Origin of the sequence: Actinoplanes hulinensis, from assembly GCF_019429605.1 — a bacterium.
Classification (GTDB): Bacteria; Actinomycetota; Actinomycetes; order Mycobacteriales; family Micromonosporaceae; genus Actinoplanes; species Actinoplanes campanulatus.
This window is the reverse complement of sequence record NZ_JAHXZI010000011.1, coordinates 59,234-81,536: the sequence shown is the minus strand read 5'-3', so window position 1 is coordinate 81,536 and position 22,303 is coordinate 59,234. Positions and strand designations below refer to the sequence as shown.

20 protein-coding genes and 1 tRNA gene are annotated in these 22,303 nt (G+C 70.0%); 10 read left to right on the top strand and 11 right to left on the bottom strand.

Annotation, left to right across the window (positions count from 1 at the left end):
• Positions 1-53: 53 nt before the first annotated feature.
• From KZ829_RS44590 to KZ829_RS21485, 6 genes are all read right to left on the bottom strand, one after another.
• Positions 54-968: a DMT family transporter gene (locus KZ829_RS44590; protein WP_220145728.1), complete on the bottom strand. Its 915-nt coding sequence runs from the start codon at positions 966-968 to the stop codon at positions 54-56.
• A 79-nt stretch (positions 969-1,047) separates the two neighbouring features.
• A complete protein-coding gene (locus KZ829_RS21505) occupies positions 1,048-1,977 on the bottom strand; it encodes an LLM class flavin-dependent oxidoreductase (protein WP_220145727.1) in 930 nt (309 codons plus the stop codon).
• A 138-nt stretch (positions 1,978-2,115) separates the two neighbouring features.
• Positions 2,116-2,190: transfer RNA gene (locus tag KZ829_RS21500), tRNA-Cys, on the bottom strand.
• 14 nt (positions 2,191-2,204) lie between these two features.
• The gene (locus KZ829_RS21495) at positions 2,205-3,344 is read right to left on the bottom strand and encodes an ankyrin repeat domain-containing protein (protein WP_220145726.1); all 1,140 of its coding nucleotides are present in this window, start codon (positions 3,342-3,344) and stop codon (positions 2,205-2,207) included.
• A 169-nt stretch (positions 3,345-3,513) separates the two neighbouring features.
• Entirely contained in the window at positions 3,514-3,906 is a 393-nt protein-coding gene (locus KZ829_RS21490) for a hypothetical protein (protein ID WP_220145725.1), read from the bottom strand.
• A 308-nt stretch (positions 3,907-4,214) separates the two neighbouring features.
• On the bottom strand, positions 4,215-5,339 hold the full coding sequence (locus tag KZ829_RS21485) for an acyl-CoA dehydrogenase family protein (protein WP_220145724.1): 1,125 nt from the start codon (positions 5,337-5,339) through the stop codon (positions 4,215-4,217).
• Between the two features lie 94 nt (positions 5,340-5,433).
• On the opposite strand from KZ829_RS21485, the gene KZ829_RS21480 reads away from it, so the two are divergent.
• The gene (locus KZ829_RS21480; protein WP_220145723.1) at positions 5,434-6,870 is read left to right on the top strand and encodes an aldehyde dehydrogenase family protein; all 1,437 of its coding nucleotides are present in this window, start codon (positions 5,434-5,436) and stop codon (positions 6,868-6,870) included.
• Here KZ829_RS21480 and KZ829_RS21475 read toward each other — a convergent pair whose 3' ends face one another.
• The gene (locus KZ829_RS21475) at positions 6,871-7,503 is read right to left on the bottom strand and encodes a GntR family transcriptional regulator (protein WP_220145722.1); all 633 of its coding nucleotides are present in this window, start codon (positions 7,501-7,503) and stop codon (positions 6,871-6,873) included.
• A 67-nt stretch (positions 7,504-7,570) separates the two neighbouring features.
• Here KZ829_RS21475 and KZ829_RS21470 point away from each other — a divergent pair, with 67 nt between their 5' ends.
• The 5 genes from KZ829_RS21470 (at position 7,571) to KZ829_RS21450 (ending at position 12,313) form a co-directional block, all read left to right on the top strand.
• On the top strand, positions 7,571-8,584 hold the full coding sequence (locus KZ829_RS21470) for an LLM class F420-dependent oxidoreductase (RefSeq protein WP_220145721.1): 1,014 nt from the start codon (positions 7,571-7,573) through the stop codon (positions 8,582-8,584).
• Position 8,585: 1 nt separating this feature from the next.
• Positions 8,586-9,503 (top strand): oxygenase MpaB family protein, encoded by a 918-nt coding sequence (locus KZ829_RS21465; RefSeq protein WP_220145720.1) that lies wholly within the window; start codon positions 8,586-8,588, stop codon positions 9,501-9,503.
• 69 nt (positions 9,504-9,572) lie between these two features.
• Entirely contained in the window at positions 9,573-10,835 is a 1,263-nt protein-coding gene (locus KZ829_RS21460; RefSeq protein WP_220145719.1) for a M14 family metallopeptidase, read from the top strand.
• A 131-nt stretch (positions 10,836-10,966) separates the two neighbouring features.
• On the top strand, positions 10,967-11,749 hold the full coding sequence (locus KZ829_RS21455) for a S1 family peptidase (RefSeq protein ID WP_220145718.1): 783 nt from the start codon (positions 10,967-10,969) through the stop codon (positions 11,747-11,749).
• A gap of 72 nt (positions 11,750-11,821) precedes the next feature.
• Positions 11,822-12,313 carry a pyridoxamine 5'-phosphate oxidase family protein gene (locus KZ829_RS21450; protein ID WP_220145717.1) on the top strand — a complete coding sequence of 164 codons (492 nt, stop codon included), beginning with the start codon at positions 11,822-11,824 and terminating at the stop codon, positions 12,311-12,313.
• 27 nt (positions 12,314-12,340) lie between these two features.
• Here KZ829_RS21450 and ybiA read toward each other — a convergent pair whose 3' ends face one another.
• On the bottom strand, positions 12,341-12,895 hold the full coding sequence (gene ybiA / locus KZ829_RS21445) for a riboflavin biosynthesis intermediates N-glycosidase (protein WP_220145716.1): 555 nt from the start codon (positions 12,893-12,895) through the stop codon (positions 12,341-12,343).
• 38 nt (positions 12,896-12,933) lie between these two features.
• Complete coding sequence (locus KZ829_RS44585) at positions 12,934-14,028, bottom strand: glycoside hydrolase family 26 protein (protein WP_220145715.1); 1,095 nt, start codon at positions 14,026-14,028, stop codon at positions 12,934-12,936.
• A gap of 276 nt (positions 14,029-14,304) precedes the next feature.
• Here KZ829_RS44585 and KZ829_RS21435 point away from each other — a divergent pair, with 276 nt between their 5' ends.
• Positions 14,305-14,922, top strand: a complete 618-nt coding sequence (locus KZ829_RS21435; RefSeq protein WP_220145714.1) for a hypothetical protein — start codon at positions 14,305-14,307, stop codon at positions 14,920-14,922.
• Positions 14,923-15,093: 171 nt separating this feature from the next.
• Positions 15,094-15,504 (top strand): hypothetical protein, encoded by a 411-nt coding sequence (locus KZ829_RS21430; protein WP_220145713.1) that lies wholly within the window; start codon positions 15,094-15,096, stop codon positions 15,502-15,504.
• 49 nt (positions 15,505-15,553) lie between these two features.
• On the opposite strand, the gene KZ829_RS21425 is transcribed toward KZ829_RS21430, so the two are convergent.
• Together KZ829_RS21425 and KZ829_RS21420 are read right to left on the bottom strand one after the other, a co-directional pair.
• Positions 15,554-17,389, bottom strand: coding sequence for an AMP-dependent synthetase/ligase (locus KZ829_RS21425; RefSeq protein WP_220145712.1), 1,836 nt, complete (start codon positions 17,387-17,389; stop codon positions 15,554-15,556).
• 109 nt (positions 17,390-17,498) lie between these two features.
• Positions 17,499-18,704 carry a TetR/AcrR family transcriptional regulator gene (locus tag KZ829_RS21420; protein WP_220145711.1) on the bottom strand — a complete coding sequence of 402 codons (1,206 nt, stop codon included), beginning with the start codon at positions 18,702-18,704 and terminating at the stop codon, positions 17,499-17,501.
• Between the two features lie 114 nt (positions 18,705-18,818).
• Between KZ829_RS21420 and KZ829_RS21415 the strand changes: the two genes are divergently transcribed.
• Both KZ829_RS21415 and KZ829_RS21410 read left to right on the top strand, forming a co-directional pair.
• On the top strand, positions 18,819-20,033 hold the full coding sequence (locus tag KZ829_RS21415; RefSeq protein WP_183221707.1) for an acetyl-CoA C-acetyltransferase: 1,215 nt from the start codon (positions 18,819-18,821) through the stop codon (positions 20,031-20,033).
• 14 nt (positions 20,034-20,047) lie between these two features.
• Complete coding sequence (locus KZ829_RS21410) at positions 20,048-22,192, top strand: 3-hydroxyacyl-CoA dehydrogenase NAD-binding domain-containing protein (protein WP_220145710.1); 2,145 nt, start codon at positions 20,048-20,050, stop codon at positions 22,190-22,192.
• Positions 22,193-22,303: the final 111 nt, after the last annotated feature.

Sequence of the window (22,303 nt, the reverse complement as noted above, 5' to 3'; positions counted from 1 at the left end):
TCTCTCGCCCAGGAAGCCGGTGGCGTCCGCCGGCCCTGCCCCGCGGGCTCGGTTCAGCTACTGCGAGCGGGCTCGTGGTCACGGGCCGGGGAGGGGCGGCTGCGGGAGACGGCTACGCCGGCCAGGCACAGGGCGCCGCCGGCCAGGGTCAGCCAGCCGGGCACCTCGCCGAGGATCAGCCAGGACATCAGGACGACCACGGCCGGGACCGCGTACGTGGTGGAGCCCATCTTCCCCGCGGTGGTGCGGGCCAGTGCGTACGCCCATGTCGTGAACGCGATCGCGGTGGGGAAGACGCCCAGGTAGACGACGTTCAGGGTGATCGCGACGGGGGCCGCCCGGACGTCGGCGATGAGCTGGCCGGCGAACGGGAGACAGGCGATCGCGCCGATCAGACAGCCGAACGTGGTCGCCTGCAACGCTGACGCGTGCTTCAAGGCGGGCTTCTGGGCCACCACTCCGGCCGCATAGGTGACCGCTGCCACCAGGCACAGGATCACGCCCAGGACCGAGGAACCGCCACCGCCGGACATCGAGTAGCCGACGATGACCGTTCCGGCGAAGGACACCGCTATTCCGGCCAGCAGGCGGGGCGGGAAACCCTCGTGCAGCAGCCAACCGGCCAGCAGGGCCATGATGGCCGGGCCCACGTTGACCAGCATGGCGGCGGTGCCGGCGTCGACGAGCTCCTCGCCCCAGTTGAGGGCGACCATGTAGCCGCCGAACCACACCACCCCGGAAATCAGGATTCCCGGCCAGGCGGCCCGCGGCGGCAGGCCCTGGCGGCTGATCAGCAGGAAGATCAGCAGGGTGAGGGAGCCGGCCAGCAGGCGGCCCAGGGCCAGCGAGCCGGGGGCGAAATGTGGGGCGGCGGCCCGGATTCCGACGAACGCGGATGCCCACAACACCACCGTGACGGCTGCGGCTACGACGGCGGAACGCTCCGGGCGTACAGAATCTGGGGTCACATGGGCAAGCTAAGCGTGCCGCGCGGCACGCGGCTAGCGAGATTCGGACATCGCGTTGAGCGGCGCCGCGGCAAGCGGATCAGGATGATGCCTGGCTCGCGGTCAGGAGGCCGAGGGACCGGATCGCGTCGAAGGCGTCTTTGCGGACCGCGTAGCGGGTGATGCCCCACCGCTTCTCGTGGCGTTCGATCGCGGCGCGGATCTCGGCGACCGTGCCGATCAGCACGAACGGCGCGGCCAGGACGTCGGCGACCGTCATGCCGATGCGTTCGGCGTGGGGTGCGGCTTCGGCCTCGGCGTCGTCGGTGACCGCCACGATCTGGACGAGAGCCTCCAGTGCGGGCGGGGTGTCGCGACCGGCCGAACCCGCCGTGACCTGCTCGATCTGGTGGTCGATCTGGTCCGGGAGCCAGCGGGGCTCGTGCCGGTGGCCGTCCTCGAGGGTGCGGCCCAGGCCACTCAGGCCCACGATGTCGGCGTGTTCGCCGGCCCAGCGCAGCATGCGGGTGTTGGCGGTGCCCAGGAGCAGCGGAATGCGTTCCTGCACGGGGCGGGGCTTGTCGAGATGGGCCTCGTGCATGTCGATTCCGGCCTGGTGGACGGTGACGGTGTCACCGGCGAGCAGGGCCCGGGTGGCCTCGGCTACGGCCAGGCAGCGGTCCACCCGGTCGTGGACGCCCGGGCGTAGCCGGCCGATCGCCCGCCATTCGGCCGGGGTGTGCCCGGCGCCGAGGCCGAGCCGGGCCCGGCCGCCGGAGACCACGTCCAGGGTGGCGGCGTCGACGGCCAGGTGGATCGGCTCGCGTACGCCCGCATTGGACACATAGGCGCAGAGGCCGATCCGCTCGGTGACCGCCGCGGCGGCGGCGAGGGCCACGCTCGGGGCGGCGCAGGATCCGGGGTGGTCGGGCGAGTAGAGGGCGTCGAATCCGGCGGCCTCGGTCCGTCTCGCCAGGGCGAGCCAGGAGGCGGCGTCTTCGGGTACGGCCTGGAGCGCGAAGGTCGTCACCCGTTCGAGCCTGGCAGCGCGCCACTCCCCCGGGAACCCGTTTCTGCGGACGGCAGACGATGGGATCCTTGGCTCGTGGCGGATCCGGAGAGCGGGGAGCTGCGTGGGGCGACCGATGAGGAGTACGCGGAAGGGGAGTGAGGGCCGGCCGGATTCGAACCGGCGTCCTCCGCCTGTGCAGGGCGGCGCGACGACCTCTGCGCTACGGTCCCCACTCGCGCGACAGCCTAGCGGCCGCCGGGGTCGAAGCGTTCGGCGAGTTCCCGGAGCACCGCTGAGCGGTGGCGCAGTGTCTCGTCGGCCGTCTGGTCGGCGGCAATCCGGCACTGCGCGGCCTGCATCCGCAGCCGGGGGCCGTGGTGGCGCATCTCCTCCGACGGTTGCAGGGACGCGGCCAGGAACGTCACCAGGTCCATGTCCTCGCTCTCGACGACGTGGCCGAACGCGTCGGGGGTGATCAGCGCGCCCTGTGCGGCGAGGCGGCGGGCCAGGGTGGCGTCGGCCGCGTGGGCGCCGACGCGCAGCGTGTTCGTCACCGGGACCTGGCGGGTGAGCAGCCATTCGACGGCCGGGAGATGCCGGTTGGCGAGGGCGATGTCGATCGGGGTGAGGCCGTTGCGGACCGGTTCGGCCACGTCGCAGCCGGCGGCGGCCAGGCGGTCGAGCAGGTCGATGTCGCCGGTCGCGGCGGCGCGGTCCAGGCCGATGCGCCGTAGCCGGGGCTGTGCGGCGATCTCGCCCCTTGCCAGCGCCGCACGCCAGTCGAGAATCGTCGACCGGGCCAGATCACGCAGTTTCGCGGCCACGTCCGGTGATTCGCCGCCCAGTTCGTCGATCGCGTCGCGCAGTTCCAGGCCGGATTCGCCGCCGTTCCACGGGTCCTCTTCCAGGGCCAGCCGCCCGAACAGCTCGGTCAGCCCGGACGCCAGCGAATCGGCGTGGTCACCGGTTTCGAGTTCCCATCCGGGTGGGAGCCCCTGCTGCCAGTAGACGACGGCGCCGTCGCCTTCGGTGTCCACATAGAGCCGGTCGAGGTATTCGAATCCGCCGAACGGCAGATACCGCAGCTTCGGTGATCCGGCCAGCTCGGCCTCGTGGTCGATCCATCCCCACAGGTCGTGATAGCCGTCGTGGGAACCGAACACCTCGCTGAACGAGACGGGCGCGTCCAGGTCGTAATCGAGGCGGCCGCCGAAAGCTGTCCGCCACAGCGCGACCAGTTCCACCGGAATGGTTCCGCGACATCGCGCCGCCACGGCCGCGAGGGTTTCGCCGTCGATCGGCGGTTCCGCTTCGGTGATGATCCGGTTCGCGAAAACCACGATCCCGGCTTCGGCGGCGGTTTCCCGGTCTTTTTCGCTCAGCACGGGGTCACTCTCTCAAATTCATCACCCCTTTTCCGGTACGGGACTGGCAGTTCCGCCGCATTCGCCCCGTTTCCGGAGGTTCCGGCGATCATCTGCCGGGGCGCGCCCGTGCGGCCGCATCCGGGCTCAGCTGCCGAAACAGGCCGCGAAAACCAAGGACCGAGCTGCCTCAGCAGGCCGCGACGACCGCGGCCGGCAGTCCGGAGGCCTGGCAGCCGTACCATTTCTGCTGGTATCCGTCGACCTTGACGGTGAGGGTGTCGGAGGAGTCGGCGTACCGGAGCAGTTCGACGGTGCCGGTGGTGCCCCAGACCGGGTATTTCAGGGTGATCGTCGACTCGGACACCTCGAAGGTGAAGGTTTTCTGGCTCTGTACCGGCCACGCGGTCTGGCTGGGTAGATAGCTGGTCGAATACCCGCTGCCGGTGCCTGAGTCGAAATGCCAGATCAGCGACGGGGTGAACTGGTCGCCTCCCGGCTGGTACCAGGTTTCGCTGTCGCTGTCGGCGCCGGCCGGTGTCGCGATCAGCAGGCTCGCGAGAAATCCCGCCAGAACCGCCATCCGCCTGAAAGTCGCCGTTCCCATGGCATCCCCGCCTTCCGTAGCCGCTTCACACCACAGTATTCGCGGCATTACCGACGGTGAACGGAATTCATTCCGGGGAGCGGTTCAGACCGCCCACCGGGTTACCCGCATTGCGATCACGGTGCCGGACGTGGTTACTGGCCGGGGACGTTGTAAAGCCCTGGTTGCGGGCACGCCCGCAGCGGGCCTACGGCCTTGACCCGGCAGACGGCCGCCCCGAACTGGCGGGACGGCCGTCGTTGTGGTTGTGGTGCGGGCTCACCCGTACAGGAAAGGGGTGGTCTTCAGAGGCCGTAGGTCTTGCCGATGATGTCGCGCTGGATTTCGCTGGTGCCGCCGTAGATCGTGCTGACGAGGGTGGCGCGGACGTGGCGTTCCATGTCGTATTCGGTGGCGTAGCCGTAGCCGCCCATCATCTGCATGCCGGCGAGCGCGACCTGGCGGGCGACCTCGGTGGTCTTGAGTTTGACCATGGAGCTTTCGCGCGGGAGGACCTTGTGGGGGTCGCGATCGGCGAGAGTGGCGACGCGGTGGACGAGCAGGCGGCAGCATTCGATCTCGGTGGCCAGGTCGGCGACGCGGTGGCGCAGGGCCTGGAAGGAGCCGACCGGGCGGCCGAACTGTTTGCGCTGCTTGATGAAGTCGAGGGCGTCGTCGAAGGCGCGCTGGGCGGTGCCGAGCATGAGGGCGGCGAGGATGAGGCGTTCGACGTTGAGGCCGGCCATGAGCTGCTGCCAGCCGCGGTCGACGGTGCCGACGACGGCGTCGGCGGGGACCACGACGTCGGTGAAGTAGAGGTCGTTGACCTCGCGGCCGCCCATCGTCTCGATGCCGCTGATCCGCAGGCCGGGGCTGTCGGCCGGGACCAGCAGCATGGTGAGGCCGTGGTGGTCGCCGGGGCTGCCGGAGGTGCGGGCGACGAGCAGGATGGCGTCGGCGATGTGGGCGTTGGAGCACCACGTCTTCTGGCCGTTGACGACGTAGCCGTCGTCGGTGAGCACGGCACGGCAGGAGAGGTTGGCGACGTCGGAGCCGGCTTCCGGTTCGGACATGGCGATGGCGTAGACGCGGCCGGTGGCGAGGCCGCCGAGGACGGTCTTCTTCTGGGGTTCGCTGCCGGAGCGTTCGACGGCGGCGGCGACGATCGCGGAGGTGGTGAAGCCGCCGACGGGAGCCTGGCCGTAGCCGACCTGTTCGAGGAAGAGGCAGGTGTCGACCATGCCGGCGCCGGCCCCGCCGTACTGGTCGGGGACGGTGACGCCGAGCCAGCCGAGGTCGGCCATCTTGCGGTAGATGTCGGGGTGGTGGGGGCCGTCGCCGCGCTGTTCGCGGGTGCCGGTCTCCCGGCGGCAGAAGTCGGCGACGGCGTCCACGAAAGCCCGCTGCTCATCCGTTAGATCGATGCTCATGTCGTCACCTTCCGATGGTTTGTGCAGGTGGCGCGTAATGTTGACAGCGACCGTAACATATCAAATATCAAATTTTCAGCGTCGGGAGTACGCCATGGGCACTGTCTTGCGCTCCTACTCACCCGGCACCACGGACGTCGTCGGGGAGTACCCGGTCGCCGATTCCGAGGCTGTCCGGGCCGCCGTCGACCGGGCCCGGGACGCCGCCCGCTGGTGGGGTGGCCTGAGTTTCAAGGAGCGCCGGGTGCGGCTGCTCGCCTGGAAGCGGGCGATCGCCACCCGGATCGAGGAACTGGCCGCTCTGGTGTCGGCGGAGACCGGGAAACCGGTCGACGACGCCGTCCTGGAGGTGATGCTCGCGGTCGAGCATCTGGACTGGGCGGCCCGCAGCGCTCCGAAGGTATTGAGCCGGCGGAAGGTGCCGTCCGGGATGCTGGCGGCCAACCACGCGGCGACCCTGGAGTACCTGCCGCTCGGTGTGGTCGGGGTGATCGGGCCGTGGAACTATCCGGTCTACACGCCGCTGGGCTCGGTGTCGTACGCGCTGGCCGCCGGCAACGCGGTCGTGTTCAAGCCGAGCGAGCACACCCCGGGCACCGGGCAGTGGCTGGCCGAGGCGTGGCCGGGTGAGCAGCCGGTGCTCCAGGCCGTGGTGGGTGACGGCACGACCGGGGCGGCGCTGTGCTGGTCCGGAGTGGACAAGATCGCGTTCACCGGGTCGGCGGCGACCGCCCGCAAGGTGATGGCGGCCTGCGCGGAGACCCTGACCCCGCTGGTAGTGGAGGGCGGCGGCAAGGACGCGCTGATCGTGGCGGCCGACGCCGACCTGGACGCGGCGGCCCGGGCCGCGGCGTTCGGCGGGTTCGGCAACTCGGGGCAGACGTGCGCCGGCGTGGAGCGGGTGTACGTGGTCCGGTCCGTCTACGAGGACTTCCTGAACCGGTTGCAGAAGCTGGCGGAGTCGGCGTCCTACGGCCCGATGACCACCCCGGAGCAGCCGGCGATCGTCCTGTCGCACGTGGAGGACGCGCTGGCCCGCGGCGGCCGGGCCATCGTCGGCGGGCCGGAGTCGGTGCGGGGCGCCCGGATCGCGCCGGTGGTGCTGGCCGACGTGCCGGAGGACTCGACGGCGGTGACCGAGGAGACGTTCGGGCCGACGCTGGTGGTGAACCCGGTCGCCGACCTCGATGAGGCGGTCCGCCGGGCGAACGCGGTGAAGTACGGTCTGGCCGCGTCGATCTTCACGAAGGACGCGCACGCGGCGACCGGCATCGCGCGGCGGCTGCGGACCGGGGCGGCGTCGATCAACGCGGTGCTGGGGTTCGCCGGGGTGCCGTCACTGCCGTTCGGTGGGGTGGGCGACTCCGGTTTCGGCCGGATCCACGGGGCGGACGGGCTGCGCGAGTTCTCCCGGGCGCAGTCGGTGACCCGGCAGCGGTTCCAGGCGCCGCTGGATCTGATGCGGCTGGACCGGGACCCGAAGGTGATGGCGCGGGCGGTGAAGCTCTTCCGGATGCGCCACGGGCGCTAGCTAGCTGTCCCAGATGCCCAGGCCGTCGAGGTGTTTGACCAGGCGCTCCGCCCCATCGGTGAAGTGCCTGGTCATCGCCGTGCGGGCGCCGTCCGCGTCGGCTTGGGCGAAGGCGGTGAGCAGCGCCTCGTGGTCGGTGCGCATGCCGTCGCGCCAGCCGGGGTCGGCGGAGTAGACGCGGGCCGGGGTGTAGCGGGTGGCGGTGCGCAGGAACCAGCTGAGCTTGCGGGAGTGGGCCATCCGGTTCACGGCACGGTGGAACTCGTACTCCAGCGTTTCGACGTCGGCGGCGCGGCGGGCGCGGGCCACCTTGGCGTGCGCCACCCGCAGCTCGGCCAGCTGGGCCTCGCCGATCGCGACGGCCACCCGGGCGGCCAGCTCGCCGGCGATGTCGCCCTGCAACTGGAAGACGTCGAGAATGTCCTGCCGGGACAGTGGGGCCACCACATATCCTTTGCGCGGCTCCAGGATGACCATGTCCTCGCCGCGCAGTGTCAGCAGCGCCTCCCGGACCGGGGTGATACTGACCCCGAGGCCGGCGGCGACCTCCTCGAGCCTGATGCGGGCGCCGGGGCGAAGGTCTCCGGACATGATCCTGGTCCGCAGCGCGGATGCGACCTCTTCGGAGAGCATGTCCGTCTACCTCTCGCTTTATCAGGCTTCACCGTATCAAATATCAAAAAACACGGGAGGTTCGACGATGCGCCTGGCAACGACACTGATGTATGCGGGAGACCCGCGGACGACCGCGGACGAGGTGGCCGGCTGGGAGCGGGCGGGCCTCGACATCCTGTGGGTGGCGGAGGCGTACGGGTTCGACGCTCCCACGATCATGGGCTATCTCGCGGCGAAGACCGAGCGGGTGCAGATCGGCTCGGCGATCCTGCCGATCTATTCGCGTACCCCGGCGCTGCTCGCCCAGACGGCGGCCGGGCTGGACGCGATGTCCGGCGGCCGGGCCATCCTCGGTCTGGGCGCGTCCGGGCCGCAGGTGGTGGAGGGCTGGCACGGGGTGTCCTACGACAAGCCGATCGGCCGGACCCGGGAGATCATCGAGATCTGCCGGGCGATCTGGCGGCGCGAGGTGATCGACCACGACGGGCTCTACCGGATGCCGCTGCCCGGCGGCCTCGGCAAGCCGTTGAAGATCCTCACCCACCCGGTGCGTGACCGGATCCCGGTCTACGTGGCATCGCTGGGCGCGGCGAACGTCCGGATGACCGCCGAGATCGCCGACGGCTGGCTGCCGTTCCTCTACATCCCGGAGCGTGCCGCCGACGTGTGGGGCAAGCCGCTGGCCGAGGGCACGGCGAAACGGCCGACCGATCTGGCGCCGCTGGAGGTGGTGGCCGGCGGCCCGCTGGCGATCGGCGACGACGTCACCGGCCTGCGTGATCTGGCCCGGCCGATCGTCGCCCTGTACGTCGGCGGGATGGGCGCCAAGGGCCGCAACTTCTACCACGACGTGGTCAGCCGGTACGGGTTCGAGGCCGCCGCCGACCGCATTCAGGAGCTGTACCTGTCCGGACACAAACAGGAGGCGGCGGCCGCGGTCCCCGACGAGCTGCTGGAGCTGACCAGCCTGATCGGCCCGGAGCCGTACGTCCGGGACCGGATCGCCGCGTACAAGGAGGCCGGAGTGACCGTGCTGAACGTGATCCCGTTCGGTGACCCGCTGCGCCAGATCGCCCGTGTGAAGGAGTTGATCAGCTGAGATGGGCCGTTTCGACCTGGCGAGACGCATCGCCGCGCTGGACCCCGAGAAGGACCACCTGGAGATCTACCAGATCTCCTCCGGACAGGAGTTCCCCTGGGACTACACCCGGGCGCTGGAGTTCGCGCTGTTCCGCACCTACTGCGTGCCGAGCATCTCGAAGCTGCTGGCGGCGACCGGCGAGTTCCGGGACAGAGCACAGCGACGGTACGACGACACGGCGCTGCTGATGGCGGAGATGGCGGCGCACGGTTACGACTCGGACCGCGGCCGGGAGGCGCTGAAGGTGGTGAACCGGGCGCACGGCCGCTACACGATCAGCAACGACGACATGCTGTACGTGCTGTCGACGTTCATCTACGACCCGATCGACTGGATCACCCGCTACGGCTGGCGGCCGCTGCACTCGAACGAGAAGCTGGCGGCCTACTTCTACTACCGCGAGGTCGGGAAGCGGATGGGGATCAAGGACATCCCGCAGACCTTTCCGGATTTCCGGAACTTCAAGGATTCGTACGAGGAGAAGCACTTCGTCTATTCGGACACCAACCGTGAGATCGGGGAGTACACCGTCGGCCTGTTCGCGGGCTGGTTCCCCGCCCCGATGAGGCCGGCCGTGCGCCTGGGCGTCCGCGGGATGCTCGACGACCGGATGCTGCGGGCGTTCGGGTTCGAGCCGGCCCCCGCGTGGGTCGGCGCCCTGGCCGGAGCCGGTCTGAAAGCCCGCGCCGGGGCGTTGCGGTTCTTCCCGCCGCGCCGCGAGTCGGTGCTCGGCAATCCGAAGAGCAACCGCACGTACCCGGGTTATCCGACCGGTTACCGGCCGTCCGATCTGGGTGCGCCGCCTCCGCCGGACGACCTGCCGGAGGAGCTGCGGCGGCCATCACGTCAGGATCAGGGGAATATTGACATGGCCTGATGCATTGCTGACCTTCAATCTCTGGGGGTTTGCTGTGAGCACTGTCTTCCCCAGATCCGGAGGTCGTTCATGAGACGACGGTCCCTGGCGGTGCTCGCCGCGGTCGCGATGTGCGCGACCGCGGCGATCAGCGCCTCCTCCCCCGCCACCGCCGAACCGGTGCCCGACCCCGCCGGCGAGTACGAGATCTACGACGTCCGCACACTGGCCCAGCGCAACACGATCACTCGCACCGGTGTGGCGATCGACGACATCGAGCACGGCGTCGCCACGGTGACCGCCACCGGCGCCGAGGTGTCCCGGCTCAAGCGGCTCGGCTTCACCATCGAACCGGTGCTGCGCACACTCGACTTCCCGCCCGCCGACTCGGCCTACCACAACTACGCCGAGACGATCGCCGAGATCAACTCGGTGGTGGCCGCGTACCCGGCGATCGCCAGCAAGCGGGTGCTCGGCACGTCGTACGAGGGCCGGCAGATCGTGGCAGTGAAGATCTCCGACAACGTGGGCACCGACGAGTCCGAGCCCGAGGTGCTGTTCGACGCCAACCACCACGCCCGTGAGCACCTGACCGTGGAGCAGGCGCTCTACCTGCTCGGCCAGTTCACCAAGACGTACGCCACCGACACGCGTATCAAGAACATCGTGGACACCCGGGAGATCTGGATCGTCCCGATGGTGAACCCGGACGGCGTCGAGTACGACATCGCCACCGGCAGCTACCGGTCGTGGCGCAAGAACCGGCAGCCCAACAGCGGCTCCAGCTACGTCGGCACCGACCTGAACCGCAACTACGGCTACAACTGGGGATGCTGCGGCGGCTCGTCCGGCAGCACGTCGTCGGCCACCTACCGCGGTCCGTCCGCGTTCTCGGCGCCGGAGACCCGGGTCATCCGGGACTTCGTCAACAGCCGGGTCGTCGGCGGGGTGCAGCAGATCAAGGTGGCCATCGACTTCCACTCCTACTCGCAGCTGGTGCTGTGGCCGTACGGGCACACCACGGCGAACACCGCCACCGGCATGAACGCCGACCAGGCCAACACGTTCGCCACGCTGGGCCGGCAGATGGCGGCCACCAACGGCTACACCCCGCAGCAGTCCAGCGATCTCTACATCACCGACGGTGACTCGCTCGACTGGCTGTGGGGCGTGCACAAGATCTTCGCGTACACCTTCGAGCTGTACCCGGGCAGCTCGGGCGGCGGCGGCTTCTACCCGCCGGCCAGCGTGATCCCGGCGCAGACGTCCCGCAACCGGACGGCGGCGCTGATGCTCGCCGAGGCGGCGGACTGCCCCTACAAGGTGATCAACAAGCAGTCCACGTACTGCTGAGCCCCGCATGCGGTGGGCGGTTCCGGCTCCCGGCCGGGACCGCCCGCTCGCGATATAAGCGAGCCGGGATGTTTATATCGACGTACATCAATGACAAGCTCGGTGTACCCCAGATTCAGAGGAGAACCGAGATGCGCAGATGGCGAACCCTTCTGGCGATACTGGCCGCGGTCGTCACCGCCGCCACCATGTCCCCCAGCCCCGCGGCGGCCTCGGACCCCGTCACTCCGTACGTCGTCGGCGGCACCCGCGCCACCCAGGGTGAATTCCCGTGGATGGTCCGGCTCTCGATGGGATGCGGCGGCGCGCTCTACAGCCCGACGCTCGTGCTCACCGCCGCCCACTGCGTCAGCCGCACCGGCGCCAACACGTCGATCACCGCCACCCTCGGCGTCGTCGACCTCCAGTCGTCCAGCCGGATCACCCGCAGATCCAACTACGTCTACCGGGCGCCCGGCTACAACGGCAACGGTGACGACTGGGCGTTCATCCGCCTCGCCAGCCCGGTGACCGGCATCGCCACCCTGCCGATCGTCACGTCCACGGCGTACGACAGCGGCACCTTCACCATCGCCGGCTGGGGCGCGGCCAGCGAGGGCGGCTCCCAGCAGCGCTACCTGCTCAAGGCCACCGTGCCGTTCGTCAGCGACGCCACCTGCAACTCCTCCGCCATGTACGGCGGCGAGGTGATCGCCGCCGAGGAGATCTGCGCCGGATACACCTCCGGCGGCGTCGACACCTGCCAGGGCGACTCCGGCGGCCCGATGTTCCGCCAGGGCGCGTCCGGCTGGGTCCAGGTCGGCATCGTCAGCTGGGGCGACGGTTGCGCCCGCCCGAACAAGCCCGGCGTCTACACCCAGGTCAGCTACTTCTCCGCCGCGATCCGCTCCGCCGCCACCAGCCTCGGCGGCTGACCGGCCTTCCCGTTCCCCGCACTCCGGGCGCCCGCCGTTCCCGCGGTGGGCGCCCGGGTGTTTGCTGGGGGGATGACGATCAAGCCCACCCGGACACTGGAACGGGACCGGCTCACGGAGCGTGTCCTCAATCTGTTCGCGTCGCTGAACATGTGCGTGCTCGCCACCAGTGATCCGGACGGGGCGCCGCACGCCACCCCCGTCCGCTACTTCTCGCGGGAGTTCACGCTGATCTTCACGTCGCTCGGCAGCTCGCCGAAGATCCGGAACCTGCGGGCCGATCCGCGCGTCTCGGCCGGGGTCTTCGCGCCGCTCGCCGGACCGGAGAGCAGCCGCGGGGCGCAGCTCTTCGGGACCGCGCGGGTGCTGGCGCCCGGGGACGCCGCCTTCGACGAGCACTGGGCGATCGTCAGCCCACGGATCGACGAGGCCGAACGCGCCGGCTTCCTCGCCGACCCGTCACGCTGTGTGCTCGGGGTGATCAGCCCGGCCCGGATCGTCTACACCGACCACTGGCTCAAACGGGACGGGTACGCCCCACGTCAGACTCTGACGCTGCCGTGAGGAAGGCGACCCCCGGCACGGGCGCCGTTACCGCAACTCCTCGCGCACCCGCATGAGCGCGAAACCCAGCAGGTTGAGGCCGCGCCAGCGGGACGGGGACGAGGCGGCGTCGTCGTCGCGGGACAGGCCGATGCCCCAGATCCGGTCCCGCGGGCTGGCCTCGACCAGGATCCGGTCGCCGGTGCCCAGCAGGTAGGAGCGCAGCGCCGGGTCGCCGCCGAACTTCGCCAGATTGCCGGCCACCACGATCGGTACGCGGTGCTCGTTCCACGTCCTCTGATCGAACCCGGCCACCCGGCCACCCAGCGTCTTCGCCTCGTGCGGATGCCCGGCGGCCAGGATCCGCTGCGCCATGGCGGCATCGCCGAACAGCACCGCCTTGCGCCACATCATGTAGTGCTCGGCCGTGGCGAACCGCGTGCCGTCCACCGTGAACGGCGACGGGAACCACTGACTGAGACAGCCGGCCCCGATGCTGCCGTCGCGCTCGGGCTGGTGCCCCCAGAAGAACAGGAACCTCAGCCGCTGCTCGGTGGCCTCCGCCACCACCAGGTCATCAACACTACGCATCGCTCCGGACATGCCCGGAAGTCTGCCCGCCCCGCCCCGTACGATCAAAATCAGCCGCTGAAGCGGGGGCTGCGGGCCATGGCCCGGTAGGCGGCGAGCGCGGCGGAGTCGGTGTCGAAGCGGAAGTTGTTGTCGGTGCCCTCCTGGATGTCGGTGTCGAACCAGACGACGGCGCCGACCGCCGGCGTCTTCTCGACCCAGGATTGCAACTGCTTGATCCACTTGGCCTTGCCCTGGACCGCGGCCGTCTCCGACAGGATGATCGGCTTCTTGCCACCGAACCGGTCGGTGACCGGGTCGAACAGGGTCGACGGGGTCTCGTTGAAGAAGTTGTAGCCGGAGATGCCGACCCAGTCGACGTAGTCGTCGCCGGGGTAGTAGCCCTGCACCCTGTTCCAGGAGTCGCCGGGAGAGGAGTTCCAGTTGGGACTCCACACCCAGGACACGTTGTCGGCGCCCTGCTCGGCGAAGATGCGGTGCAGGCGACGCCACACCTTCACGTAGCTCGCGGCGCTCTGACCGTTCTGTGCGCCGCCCCACTCGAACCAGTCGCCGTTCATCTCCCAGCCCCAGCGCAGCAGGATGGGGCGTTTCATGCCCTTGAGCTTGCGGGCGACCGAGCGGATGTTGCCGTCCGAGCCGCCGTCGAGGATGCCCGCGTAGGGGGCGCCGTGCCAGGAGACCATCAGGACGCTGCTCCTGGCGACCTCCGGCTCGGAGGTGGGCACGTAGCCGTCCCACGGGTAGAACCGGTGGACGATCCGCTGCTCCCGGCCCAGCTGCCGGCGGCGCAGGGCGAGGCTCTGCTGGAGACTCCTGCCGCCGAGCGCCAGATAGGAGCCGAGCATCACCCGGTCGGCCGGGGCCTGGACGGCGCCACCGAGACCGGAGGACGCCACGGTGGACACCGAGGCCGATGGGGCCGGAGCGCTGGAGGTGACGGTCATCGCCGAGCCGAGCCGGGCGGTCGCCCCGGGGGACGCGGACGGCGGCGCGGGCGGCGGGGTGCCTCCTCCCGCCTGCGCGGCCGGTGTCTCCGCTGACGACGCCGAGCCGCAGCCGGCGGCGCCGGTGAGAGCCAGCAGTGTCAGCAGCTGACGGCGCTTCAGCACACGCCCGTTGCCCGGCTCCAAAACGACACCCACCCCCGATGAGACGACCCGTGAATCCGCCTCATCATGCCCTACCGGCGCGGAACGCGTCTCACCTGAACAGCCGGATGACCAAGCCCACAGCCGGATCCCGGGCACTTTCCACCATGTCCGACAAGGCCTCCACGGGCATTCTTGTCCGGTTGTCACCGGACCGTCCGCGACCGTGTCGGCCGTTTCCCGGACGGTGACCGAAATGGCACGTAACTTCATCGGCGAGTGCCGGGGACGCTGTTCCGGCGACTTCGGCGAGAATCAGGAGATTGATTGATGAGAATTCGTAAGAATCGCGTTCTGGCCACCGGGTGCCTCGTCCTGGCGACTGCCGGGCTCGCGCTCACCACCGCCGCTCCGGCCGTGGCCGCGCCGGACACCGTCGTGGTGGGCGTCGACTATCCGCCACCCGGCGACCCGTATGGCGACGGCGGTGGCGGCTATCCCGGCGGGGACGACTACCCCGGCGGAGGTGGCTACCCCGGTGGAGGCGGCTATCCGGGCGGGGACGACTACCCCGGTGGGGGCGGCTACCCCGGCGGAGGCGGCTACCAGGACGACAGCGGGATGCCAGGTGGGATGCCCGGCGGCGGTTACCAGGACGACAACCGCAAGCCCGGCGGCTACCAGGACGACGACCGCAAGCCCGGCGGCTATCAGGACGACGACCGCAAGTTCGACGACTTCCGCGACACCGGAAAGGCGTCTAAGAAGCAGTTCAAGAAGGGCTTCAAGGAGGGCTTCAAGGACGGCCTCAAGCTGTCCAAGAAGTCGTGCCAGCGTCCGTCGGGCTACCGGGACGCGCCGACGAAGACCGGCGGCGCCTTCGAGCGCGGCTATGCGCAGGGATTCGAGTCGGGCTTCACGAAGGGGTCCGGGAAGAACTGCCGCTGATTGATACCACTCCGCGGGTTCGCTCGCGCGCTGTTACCTGAACGACCTCAGAATTCCGGCCGAACGTCTCTGCCACGCCGTTTCGCCGGATGCCCGCGGACTTGAAGCGTAGCTTTTTTGCCGAGTGCCGGAACGCCGCAAAAGGCTCCGGCGACAACGGGGAGAGTATTCATGAAACTTCGCAAGAGTTGTGTCCTGGCCGCCAGCACGCTCGTCCTGGCGACCGTGGGAACGTCACTGACCGGATCGCCCGCGATGGCGGCGCCGGACACCAGCACCGCGATCACCGTCGCCTCGGTCTACCCGCCGCCGGACGATGACAACGACTACGACTACGGCTACCGGGACCGCTACCGGGACCGCTACGACGACAGCTACCGCGGCTACGGTGAGCGGGGCGCCTTCCGGGCAGGATTCGACCGTGGCTACGAGGAAGGCTTCCGTCAGGCCAAGCGGTTCTGCCGCAAGGCGCACGGCTACAACTACCGGTACGGCGGCGGCTACCGCAACGCCTACGAGCGGGGTTACGAGCGCGGCTACGACACCGGCTTCAACCGGGGATGGCGCATCTTCTGCCGCTGAGTGTTGTTGACGTCACCGGCCGGAACAGTGCTGTTCCGGCCGGTGCCGTTCATCCGCCGTACAGTGCGCCGATCTCGCCGGCGTAGCGCTCCTGGATCACCCGGCGGCGCAGTTTCAGCGTCGGGGTGAGCTCCCCGGTCTCCGGGGTCCACGAACGCGACAGGATCCGGAACGTCTTGACCTGCTCCGGCCGGGACAGTTTCGCGTTGGCGACCGCCACGGCCGCCTCGATCTCGGCGATCAGCACCGGATCGCTCGCCAGCTCGGCGACGGCGCTGGACGGCAGGCCCTTGGACCGGGCCCAGAGCGGGGCGATCTCCTCGTCCAGGACGATCAGCGCGGTCACGTACGGCCGCCGGTCACCCACCGCGACCGCCTGCGCGATGAGCGGATGCGCCCGCAGCAGGTTCTCGATCTGCGCGGGTGAGATGTTCTTCCCGCTCGAGTTGATGATCAGTTCCTTCTTGCGGTCGGTGATGGTGAGGAAGCCCTCGTCGTCGAGGACGCCCACGTCACCGGTGGCCAGCCAGCCGTCGGCGTCGGTGATCGGCTCGATGCCGCCGTCGGCGCGCAGGTAGCCGGCGCAGACCAGCGGCCCGCGGACCAGGATCTCCCCGTCCTCGGCGAGCCGGATCTCCATGCCGCCGTTGGGCCGGCCGACCGATCCGGTACGGAAGTGCTCCGGCGTGTTGATCGTCGCCGTACCGGTGGTCTCGGTCATGCCCCACACCTCGAGCACGTCGATCCCGATGCTGGCCAGGTAGTCGAGCACCTCGACCGGAATCGGCGCCGCGCCGCTGCCGGCCCACAGCATGTTGTCCATGCCGAGCCGGGCGCGCAGCGGTTTGAGCACCTGGGCGTCCAGGGTGGCGTGCTTGGCGGCCAGCTCCCCGGGCACCGGCTGTTCGGCACCGCGCAGCCGGTGGACCTGGAGGGCGACCTCCCGGGCCATGTCGACGGCCGCCTTGATCTGCGGGTCGGCGCCGGCGAGCTGTGCCTGCACCCCGGCGACCATCTTCTCCCAGATCCGCGGCACGCCGAAGAACGACACCGGCCGGATCTTGACCAGCCCGGCGAGCAGCTGGGCCGGGTCGGAGCAGATGGTGACGTGCCCGGCCCGGTAGATCGGGTTGTAGACGCCGAGGACGCGTTCGGCGATGTGCGCGAGCGGCAGGTACGCCAGCGACTCGGTGTGCTCCGGGGTGTCGATCGTGTGCCGCATGACCACGGTCTGGTAGATCACGTTGTGGTGGGTGAGCACGACGCCCTTGGGGTCGCCGGTGGTGCCGGAGGTGTAGAGCAGGGTGACCGGCTGGTCCGGCCGGACCTCCCGCCACGCCTTCTCGAACGCGGCCGGGTCGGCCTGGTGGGCGGCGGAACCACGGACGGCGACCTGGCGCAGCGAGACCACCCGGCCGGTGTCGCTGTCGCCGGTGTTCTCCGCGTCGACCACCACCACCCGGCGGATCTCCGGTACGTCGTCGAGGATCGGCTGCCAGCGTTCCAGCGCCGCCTGGTTCTCCAGGACGACGATCTCGGCGTGGCTGTGCCGGGCCAGGTAGCGCAACTGGTCGGTGGAGAGGGTGGCGTAGACGGTCGACGGGACGGCGCCCAGATGGGCGGCGGCGAGGTCGACGATCCAGTGTTCGGGCCGGCTGGACATCATGATCAGCAGCCGGTCGCCGGAGCTCAGCCCCAGGTCGGCGAGCCCGCGGGAGACCACGGTGATCTCGTCGCGCAGCTGCCGCCAGGTCAGCGTCTCTGGTGAGCCGAGCCGGCTGAGCGCCGGCAGATCGGGATGTTCGGTGGCGTTGCGGTGCAGCAGTGCGGGAATCGTCAGATCGCGGGCGATGTCCGAGCATCGCTGTGCAAGGGCGGGATCCATGAGCTGCCTCCTGGAGAGCCGAAGACGGACGGCTATGGCGCGACTGTAAACGCGCACTAACTTCCTGGGAAGGCGGCGAGCGAATCCGGCCTAACTTTTTCGTCGTGGATCAGGCACGGAGCACCGTCAGAGCGAGCCGGACAAGGTGCCGGTCCATGCCGGAGCGACGATCGAAACGGACCAGCCGGCTCAGGTCGGTGACCAGGTTGAGACCGGCATGGACCAGCACCCGGGCCTCCGGGACGGGCAGTCCGGGGCGCAGCCGGCCGAGCAGCCGGACCCACTCCTCCACGTGCAGCCGCTGCACCTTGCGCAGCTCATGACGGTCGGCCTCGGGCAGGTTGTTGTTCTCCGCGAGGTAGACCGACACCAGCGCGCTGCGCTCGAAGGTCAGCTCCACGTAGGACTCCGCCATCCGGCGAAGCGCGTCCTCGTCGTCGGTCGCGCCGGCCAGGGCGGCGGCCGTCGACTCGGCGACCCGCTCCGAGGCGCGGTAGAAGGCGGCCGCCAGGATGTCGGCTTTGCCGGGGAAGTAACGATAGACACTGGACGCGTTGATCCCCGCGGCACGACCGATGTCCTCGACACCGACCGCGTGGTAGCCGTACCGGTGGAAGAGCTTGACCGACTCGGCCAGCAGGATCTCCCGGCGCGCGGTCACCCCCAGCGTCGGCTCCGGTTCCGGGTACTCCGTCGTGGGCGCCGCCGGCGTCGCCGGCTCGTCGCGCAGCACCGCCCAGGCCACGCGGCGCAGGACGGCCTCACCCCGGCCGCGCGCGATCACCGCCCGGTGCGTGCCCAGGCTGCCGAACACGCTGAGAGCGGCACGGACCATGGCGGCCGCGTCCCGGCCGGAGAGCTCGGGCCGCAGACCCCGCAACGGTACGGCCAGACGCTCCGCCAGCACCCCGAGGTCGACCATGAACTCCTCCCGGTGCTCGGGCGTCAGATAACGCCACTCCCACTGGTAGAGCCCGGCCACCCGGCGGTGCTCGACGGCCAGCCGGGCCAGCACCGCCAGCAACTGGTCGAGCCGCTGCTCCGGATCGGGGCCGTCGGGCAGGTCGGTGGCGGCCAGCACGGCGTCGGCGAGCTGGCGGGTGGCGTGCACCATCATCGCGTACTTGTTCGGGAAGTGGCGGTAGATGGCCGGGCCGCTGATCCCGACCACGGTGGCGATCTCGTCGAGACTCACGCCGTGGTAACCCCGGTCACAGAACATCTCCGCAGCGGCCAGGGCGAGCTGCGTCTTACGGTTCTTCGGCCGCTTGCGGACCTCGGCTGGGGCCGGCTCGCCGGCCGCGGCGATGCTCATGCTGAACAGCCTATCGGTGATCTGTGGTTCGCCCGACCTTCGTCGCCATATCCTTGACACCTAGCGGAAACATCGGCAAAAGTTAGCCGCAATTCGCATCCAGGGGAGCAGTCGATGACGACCGAGGCCTATCTGTACGACGCCGTGCGCACACCGCGCGGCCGGGGAAAGAAGACCGGATCCCTGCATGGGGTGAAACCCATCTCACTGGTGGTGGGCCTGATCGACGAGCTGCGGCGACGTTACCCGGGGGTGGACCCGGCCGACATCGAGGACGTGGTCCTCGGCGTGGTGTCCCCGCTCGGCGACCAGGGCTCCGACATCGCCAAGACCGCGGCGCTGGCCGCCGGCCTGCCGTACGAGTCGGCCGGCGTACAGCTCAACCGCTTCTGCGGCTCCGGCCTGGAGGCGGTCAACATCGCCGCCCAGAAGATCCGCTCCGGCTGGGAGGACCTGGTCCTCGCCGGCGGTGTCGAGTCGATGTCGCGGGTGCCGATGGGCTCCGACGGCGGCGCCTGGGCCATGGACCCGGACACCGCGCTGAACACCGACTTCATCCCGCAGGGCATCAGCGCCGACCTGATCGCCACGATGGACGGGTTCAGCCGTGAGGACGTCGACGCCTTCGCCGTCGGCTCCCAGCAGAAGGCGGCGAAGGCCTGGCAGAACGGTTACTTCGACCGCTCCGTCGTCGCGGTCCGCGACCGCAACGGCCTGCTGATCCTCGACCGCGACGAGCACATCCGCGCGGACAGCACGGTGGAGAGCCTGGGCAAACTGCCCGCCTCCTTCGCCACCATCGGCGACCAGGGCGGCTTCGACGCCGTGGCGCTCCAGAAGTACCACTGGGTCGAGAAGATCAACCACGTGCACAGCGCCGGCAACTCGTCCGGCATCGTGGACGGCGCGGCACTGGTCATGATCGGCTCCGAGCGGGCCGGGCAGCGCGCCGGGCTCACCCCGCGCGCCCGCATCGTCTCCGCCGCGCTCAGCGGCGCCGACCCCACCATCATGCTGACCGGCCCGGCCCCGGCCGCCCGCAAGGCGCTCGCCAAGGCGGGCCTGACCGTCGACGACCTCGACCTCGTCGAGATCAACGAGGCGTTCGCGGCCGTCGTGCTGCACTTCATCGACGACCTCAAACTCGACCCGGAGAAGGTCAACGTCAACGGCGGCGCGATCGCCATGGGCCACCCGCTGGGCGCCACCGGCGCCATGATCCTCGGCACCCTCGTCGACGAGCTGGAGCGGCGCGGTGGCCGGTACGGCCTGGCCACGCTCTGCATCGGCGGCGGCATGGGCATCGCCACCATCGTCGAACGGCTCTGAGGGGAAAACCGACAGTGACTGACACCATTCGCTACGACCGCGGTGACGACGGCATCGTCGTGCTCACCCTCGACGACCCGCGCCGCGGCGCCAACACCATGAACGACGCGTACGTCGCCAGCATGGAGGCCACCGTCTCCCGCCTGGAGGCCGAACGCGACCAGATCACCGGCGTCATCATCACCTCGGCGAAGAACTCCTGGTTCGCCGGCGGTGACCTGGACCAGCTCGGCTCCGTACCGGCCGGCCGGGGCCAGGACGTCTTCGACCTGTCCACCCGGGTCAAGGGCCAGCTGCGGCGGCTCGAGACGCTCGGCAAACCGGTCGTGGCCGCCATCAACGGCTCCGCGCTCGGCGGCGGGCTGGAGCTGGCGCTGTCCTGCCACCGGCGGATCGCGCTGAACAACCCGAAGACCGAGATCGGCCTGCCCGAGGTCACCCTCGGACTCCTCCCCGCGGGTGGCGGCGTCGTCCGTACCGTGAGATTGCTCGGTCTTGTCAATGCTCTGACCCAGGTGCTGCTCCAGGGCACCCGGCACCGGATCGCCGCGGCGCTCGAACTGGGCCTCGTCGACCAGGTCGTGGAGACACCGGACGAGCTGATCGCCGCGGCCCGCGAGTGGATCGCCGCCAACCCGGCCGCCGCCCAGCCGTGGGACACCAAGGGCTACAAGATCCCCGGTGGCACCCCGTCCACCCCGGCGCTCGCCTCGATGCTGCCCGCCTTCCCGGCGAACCTGCGCAAGCAGCTCAAGGGCGCGTTCTACCCGGCGCCGCGCAACATCCTGTCGGCCGCCGTCGAGGGCGCCCAGGTCGATGTGGACACCGCGTTCGTCATCGAGACCCGCTACTTCGTCGAGCTGGTCACCGGCCCGGTCGCCAAGAACATGATCAAGGCGTTCTTCTTCGACCTGAACGAGGTCAGCCAGCGCGACATCGGCGAGGTGCCGCCGATCACCAAGGTGGCCGTGCTCGGCGCCGGCATGATGGGCGCCGCCATCGCGTACGTCTGCGCCCGCTCCGGCCTGCCGGTCGTGCTCCGCGACGTCTCCCTCGAGGGCGCCGTCCGCGGCAAGGGCTACGCGGAGAAGATCGTCGCCAAGGACATCGGCCGCGGAAGGATCAGCGAGGACAAGGGCCGTGCCCTGCTCGACCTGATCACCGCCACCGACCAGGTGGCCGACCTGGCCGGCGCCGACCTGGTGATCGAGGCCGTCTTCGAGGACCCGGCCCTCAAGCACAAGGTCTTCGCCGAGATCGAGGGCATCGTGGCGCCCGACGCGCTGCTCTGCTCCAACACCTCCACGCTGCCGATCACCGCGCTCGCCGACGGCGTCCAGCGCCAGGCCGACTTCATCGGCCTGCACTTCTTCTCCCCGGTCGACAAGATGCCCCTGGTCGAGGTGATCAAGGGCGAGAAGACCAGCGACCTGACCGTACGCCGGGCGCTCGACGTGGTCCGCCGCCTGCGCAAGACGCCGATCGTGGTCAACGACAGCCGCGGCTTCTTCACCAGCCGGGTGATCGGCACCTTCACCAACGAGGGCATCGCGATGCTCGCCGAGGGTGTCGCGCCGGCCAGCATCGAGCAGGCCAGCAGCCAGGCCGGCTACCCGGCCCCGGTACTCCAGCTGATGGACGAGCTGACCCTCACCCTGCCCCGCAAGATCCGCAACGAGTACCGCGCCGCCGCCTCGGCCTCCGGCCGCCAGTGGGAGGCGCACCCCGCCGACGAGGTCATCGACCGGATGATCGACGAGTTCGGGCGGCCCGGCCGCTCCGGCGGGGCCGGCTTCTACGAGTACGCCGACGGCCGGCGCACCGGGCTGTGGGCGGGCCTGTCCGCCTTCGCCAAGCCCGACGTGAGCATCCCGTTCGAGGACCTCAAGGAGCGGATGCTCTTCATCGAGGCGATCGAGACGGTGAAATGCCTCGACGAGGGGGTGCTGCTGTCGGTCGCCGAGGCCAACATCGGCTCCATCTTCGGCATCGGCTACCCCGGCTGGACCGGCGGTGTGCTCCAGTACATCAACCAGTACGAGGGCGGCCTGCCCGGCTTCGTGGCCCGCGCCCGGCAGCTCGCCGAGCGCTACGGCGACCGGTTCACCCCGCCGCCGCTGCTGATCGCCAAGGCGGACGCGGGCGAGATCTTCGCCTGATTCTCCTCCGGGCCCGCTCCCCGTCGGAGGGGCGGGCCGCGGAGATGATCCGCCCGCTCCGGCCCGCCCTCGAACGGGGGCGGGCCTGGGCGATATCCGTCACTCGACGGC

Coding starts and splice junctions, on each gene's coding strand:
- KZ829_RS21465 (WP_220145720.1), top strand. CDS start 8,586: ATGGGCCGTTTCGACCTGGCGAGACGCATCGCCGCGCTGGACCCCGAG.
- KZ829_RS21490 (WP_220145725.1), bottom strand. CDS start 3,906: ATGGCGGTTCTGGCGGGATTTCTCGCGAGCCTGCTGATCGCGACACCG.
- KZ829_RS21425 (WP_220145712.1), bottom strand. CDS start 17,389: ATGGATCCCGCCCTTGCACAGCGATGCTCGGACATCGCCCGCGATCTG.
- KZ829_RS21475 (WP_220145722.1), bottom strand. CDS start 7,503: ATGCTCTCCGAAGAGGTCGCATCCGCGCTGCGGACCAGGATCATGTCC.
- KZ829_RS21435 (WP_220145714.1), top strand. CDS start 14,305: ATGAGAATTCGTAAGAATCGCGTTCTGGCCACCGGGTGCCTCGTCCTG.
- KZ829_RS21420 (WP_220145711.1), bottom strand. CDS start 18,704: ATGAGCATCGCCGCGGCCGGCGAGCCGGCCCCAGCCGAGGTCCGCAAG.
- KZ829_RS21450 (WP_220145717.1), top strand. CDS start 11,822: ATGACGATCAAGCCCACCCGGACACTGGAACGGGACCGGCTCACGGAG.
- KZ829_RS21415 (WP_183221707.1), top strand. CDS start 18,819: ATGACGACCGAGGCCTATCTGTACGACGCCGTGCGCACACCGCGCGGC.
- KZ829_RS21480 (WP_220145723.1), top strand. CDS start 5,434: ATGGGCACTGTCTTGCGCTCCTACTCACCCGGCACCACGGACGTCGTC.
- KZ829_RS21460 (WP_220145719.1), top strand. CDS start 9,573: ATGAGACGACGGTCCCTGGCGGTGCTCGCCGCGGTCGCGATGTGCGCG.
- KZ829_RS21470 (WP_220145721.1), top strand. CDS start 7,571: ATGCGCCTGGCAACGACACTGATGTATGCGGGAGACCCGCGGACGACC.
- KZ829_RS21430 (WP_220145713.1), top strand. CDS start 15,094: ATGAAACTTCGCAAGAGTTGTGTCCTGGCCGCCAGCACGCTCGTCCTG.
- KZ829_RS21485 (WP_220145724.1), bottom strand. CDS start 5,339: ATGAGCATCGATCTAACGGATGAGCAGCGGGCTTTCGTGGACGCCGTC.
- KZ829_RS21455 (WP_220145718.1), top strand. CDS start 10,967: ATGCGCAGATGGCGAACCCTTCTGGCGATACTGGCCGCGGTCGTCACC.
- ybiA (WP_220145716.1), bottom strand. CDS start 12,895: ATGTCCGGAGCGATGCGTAGTGTTGATGACCTGGTGGTGGCGGAGGCC.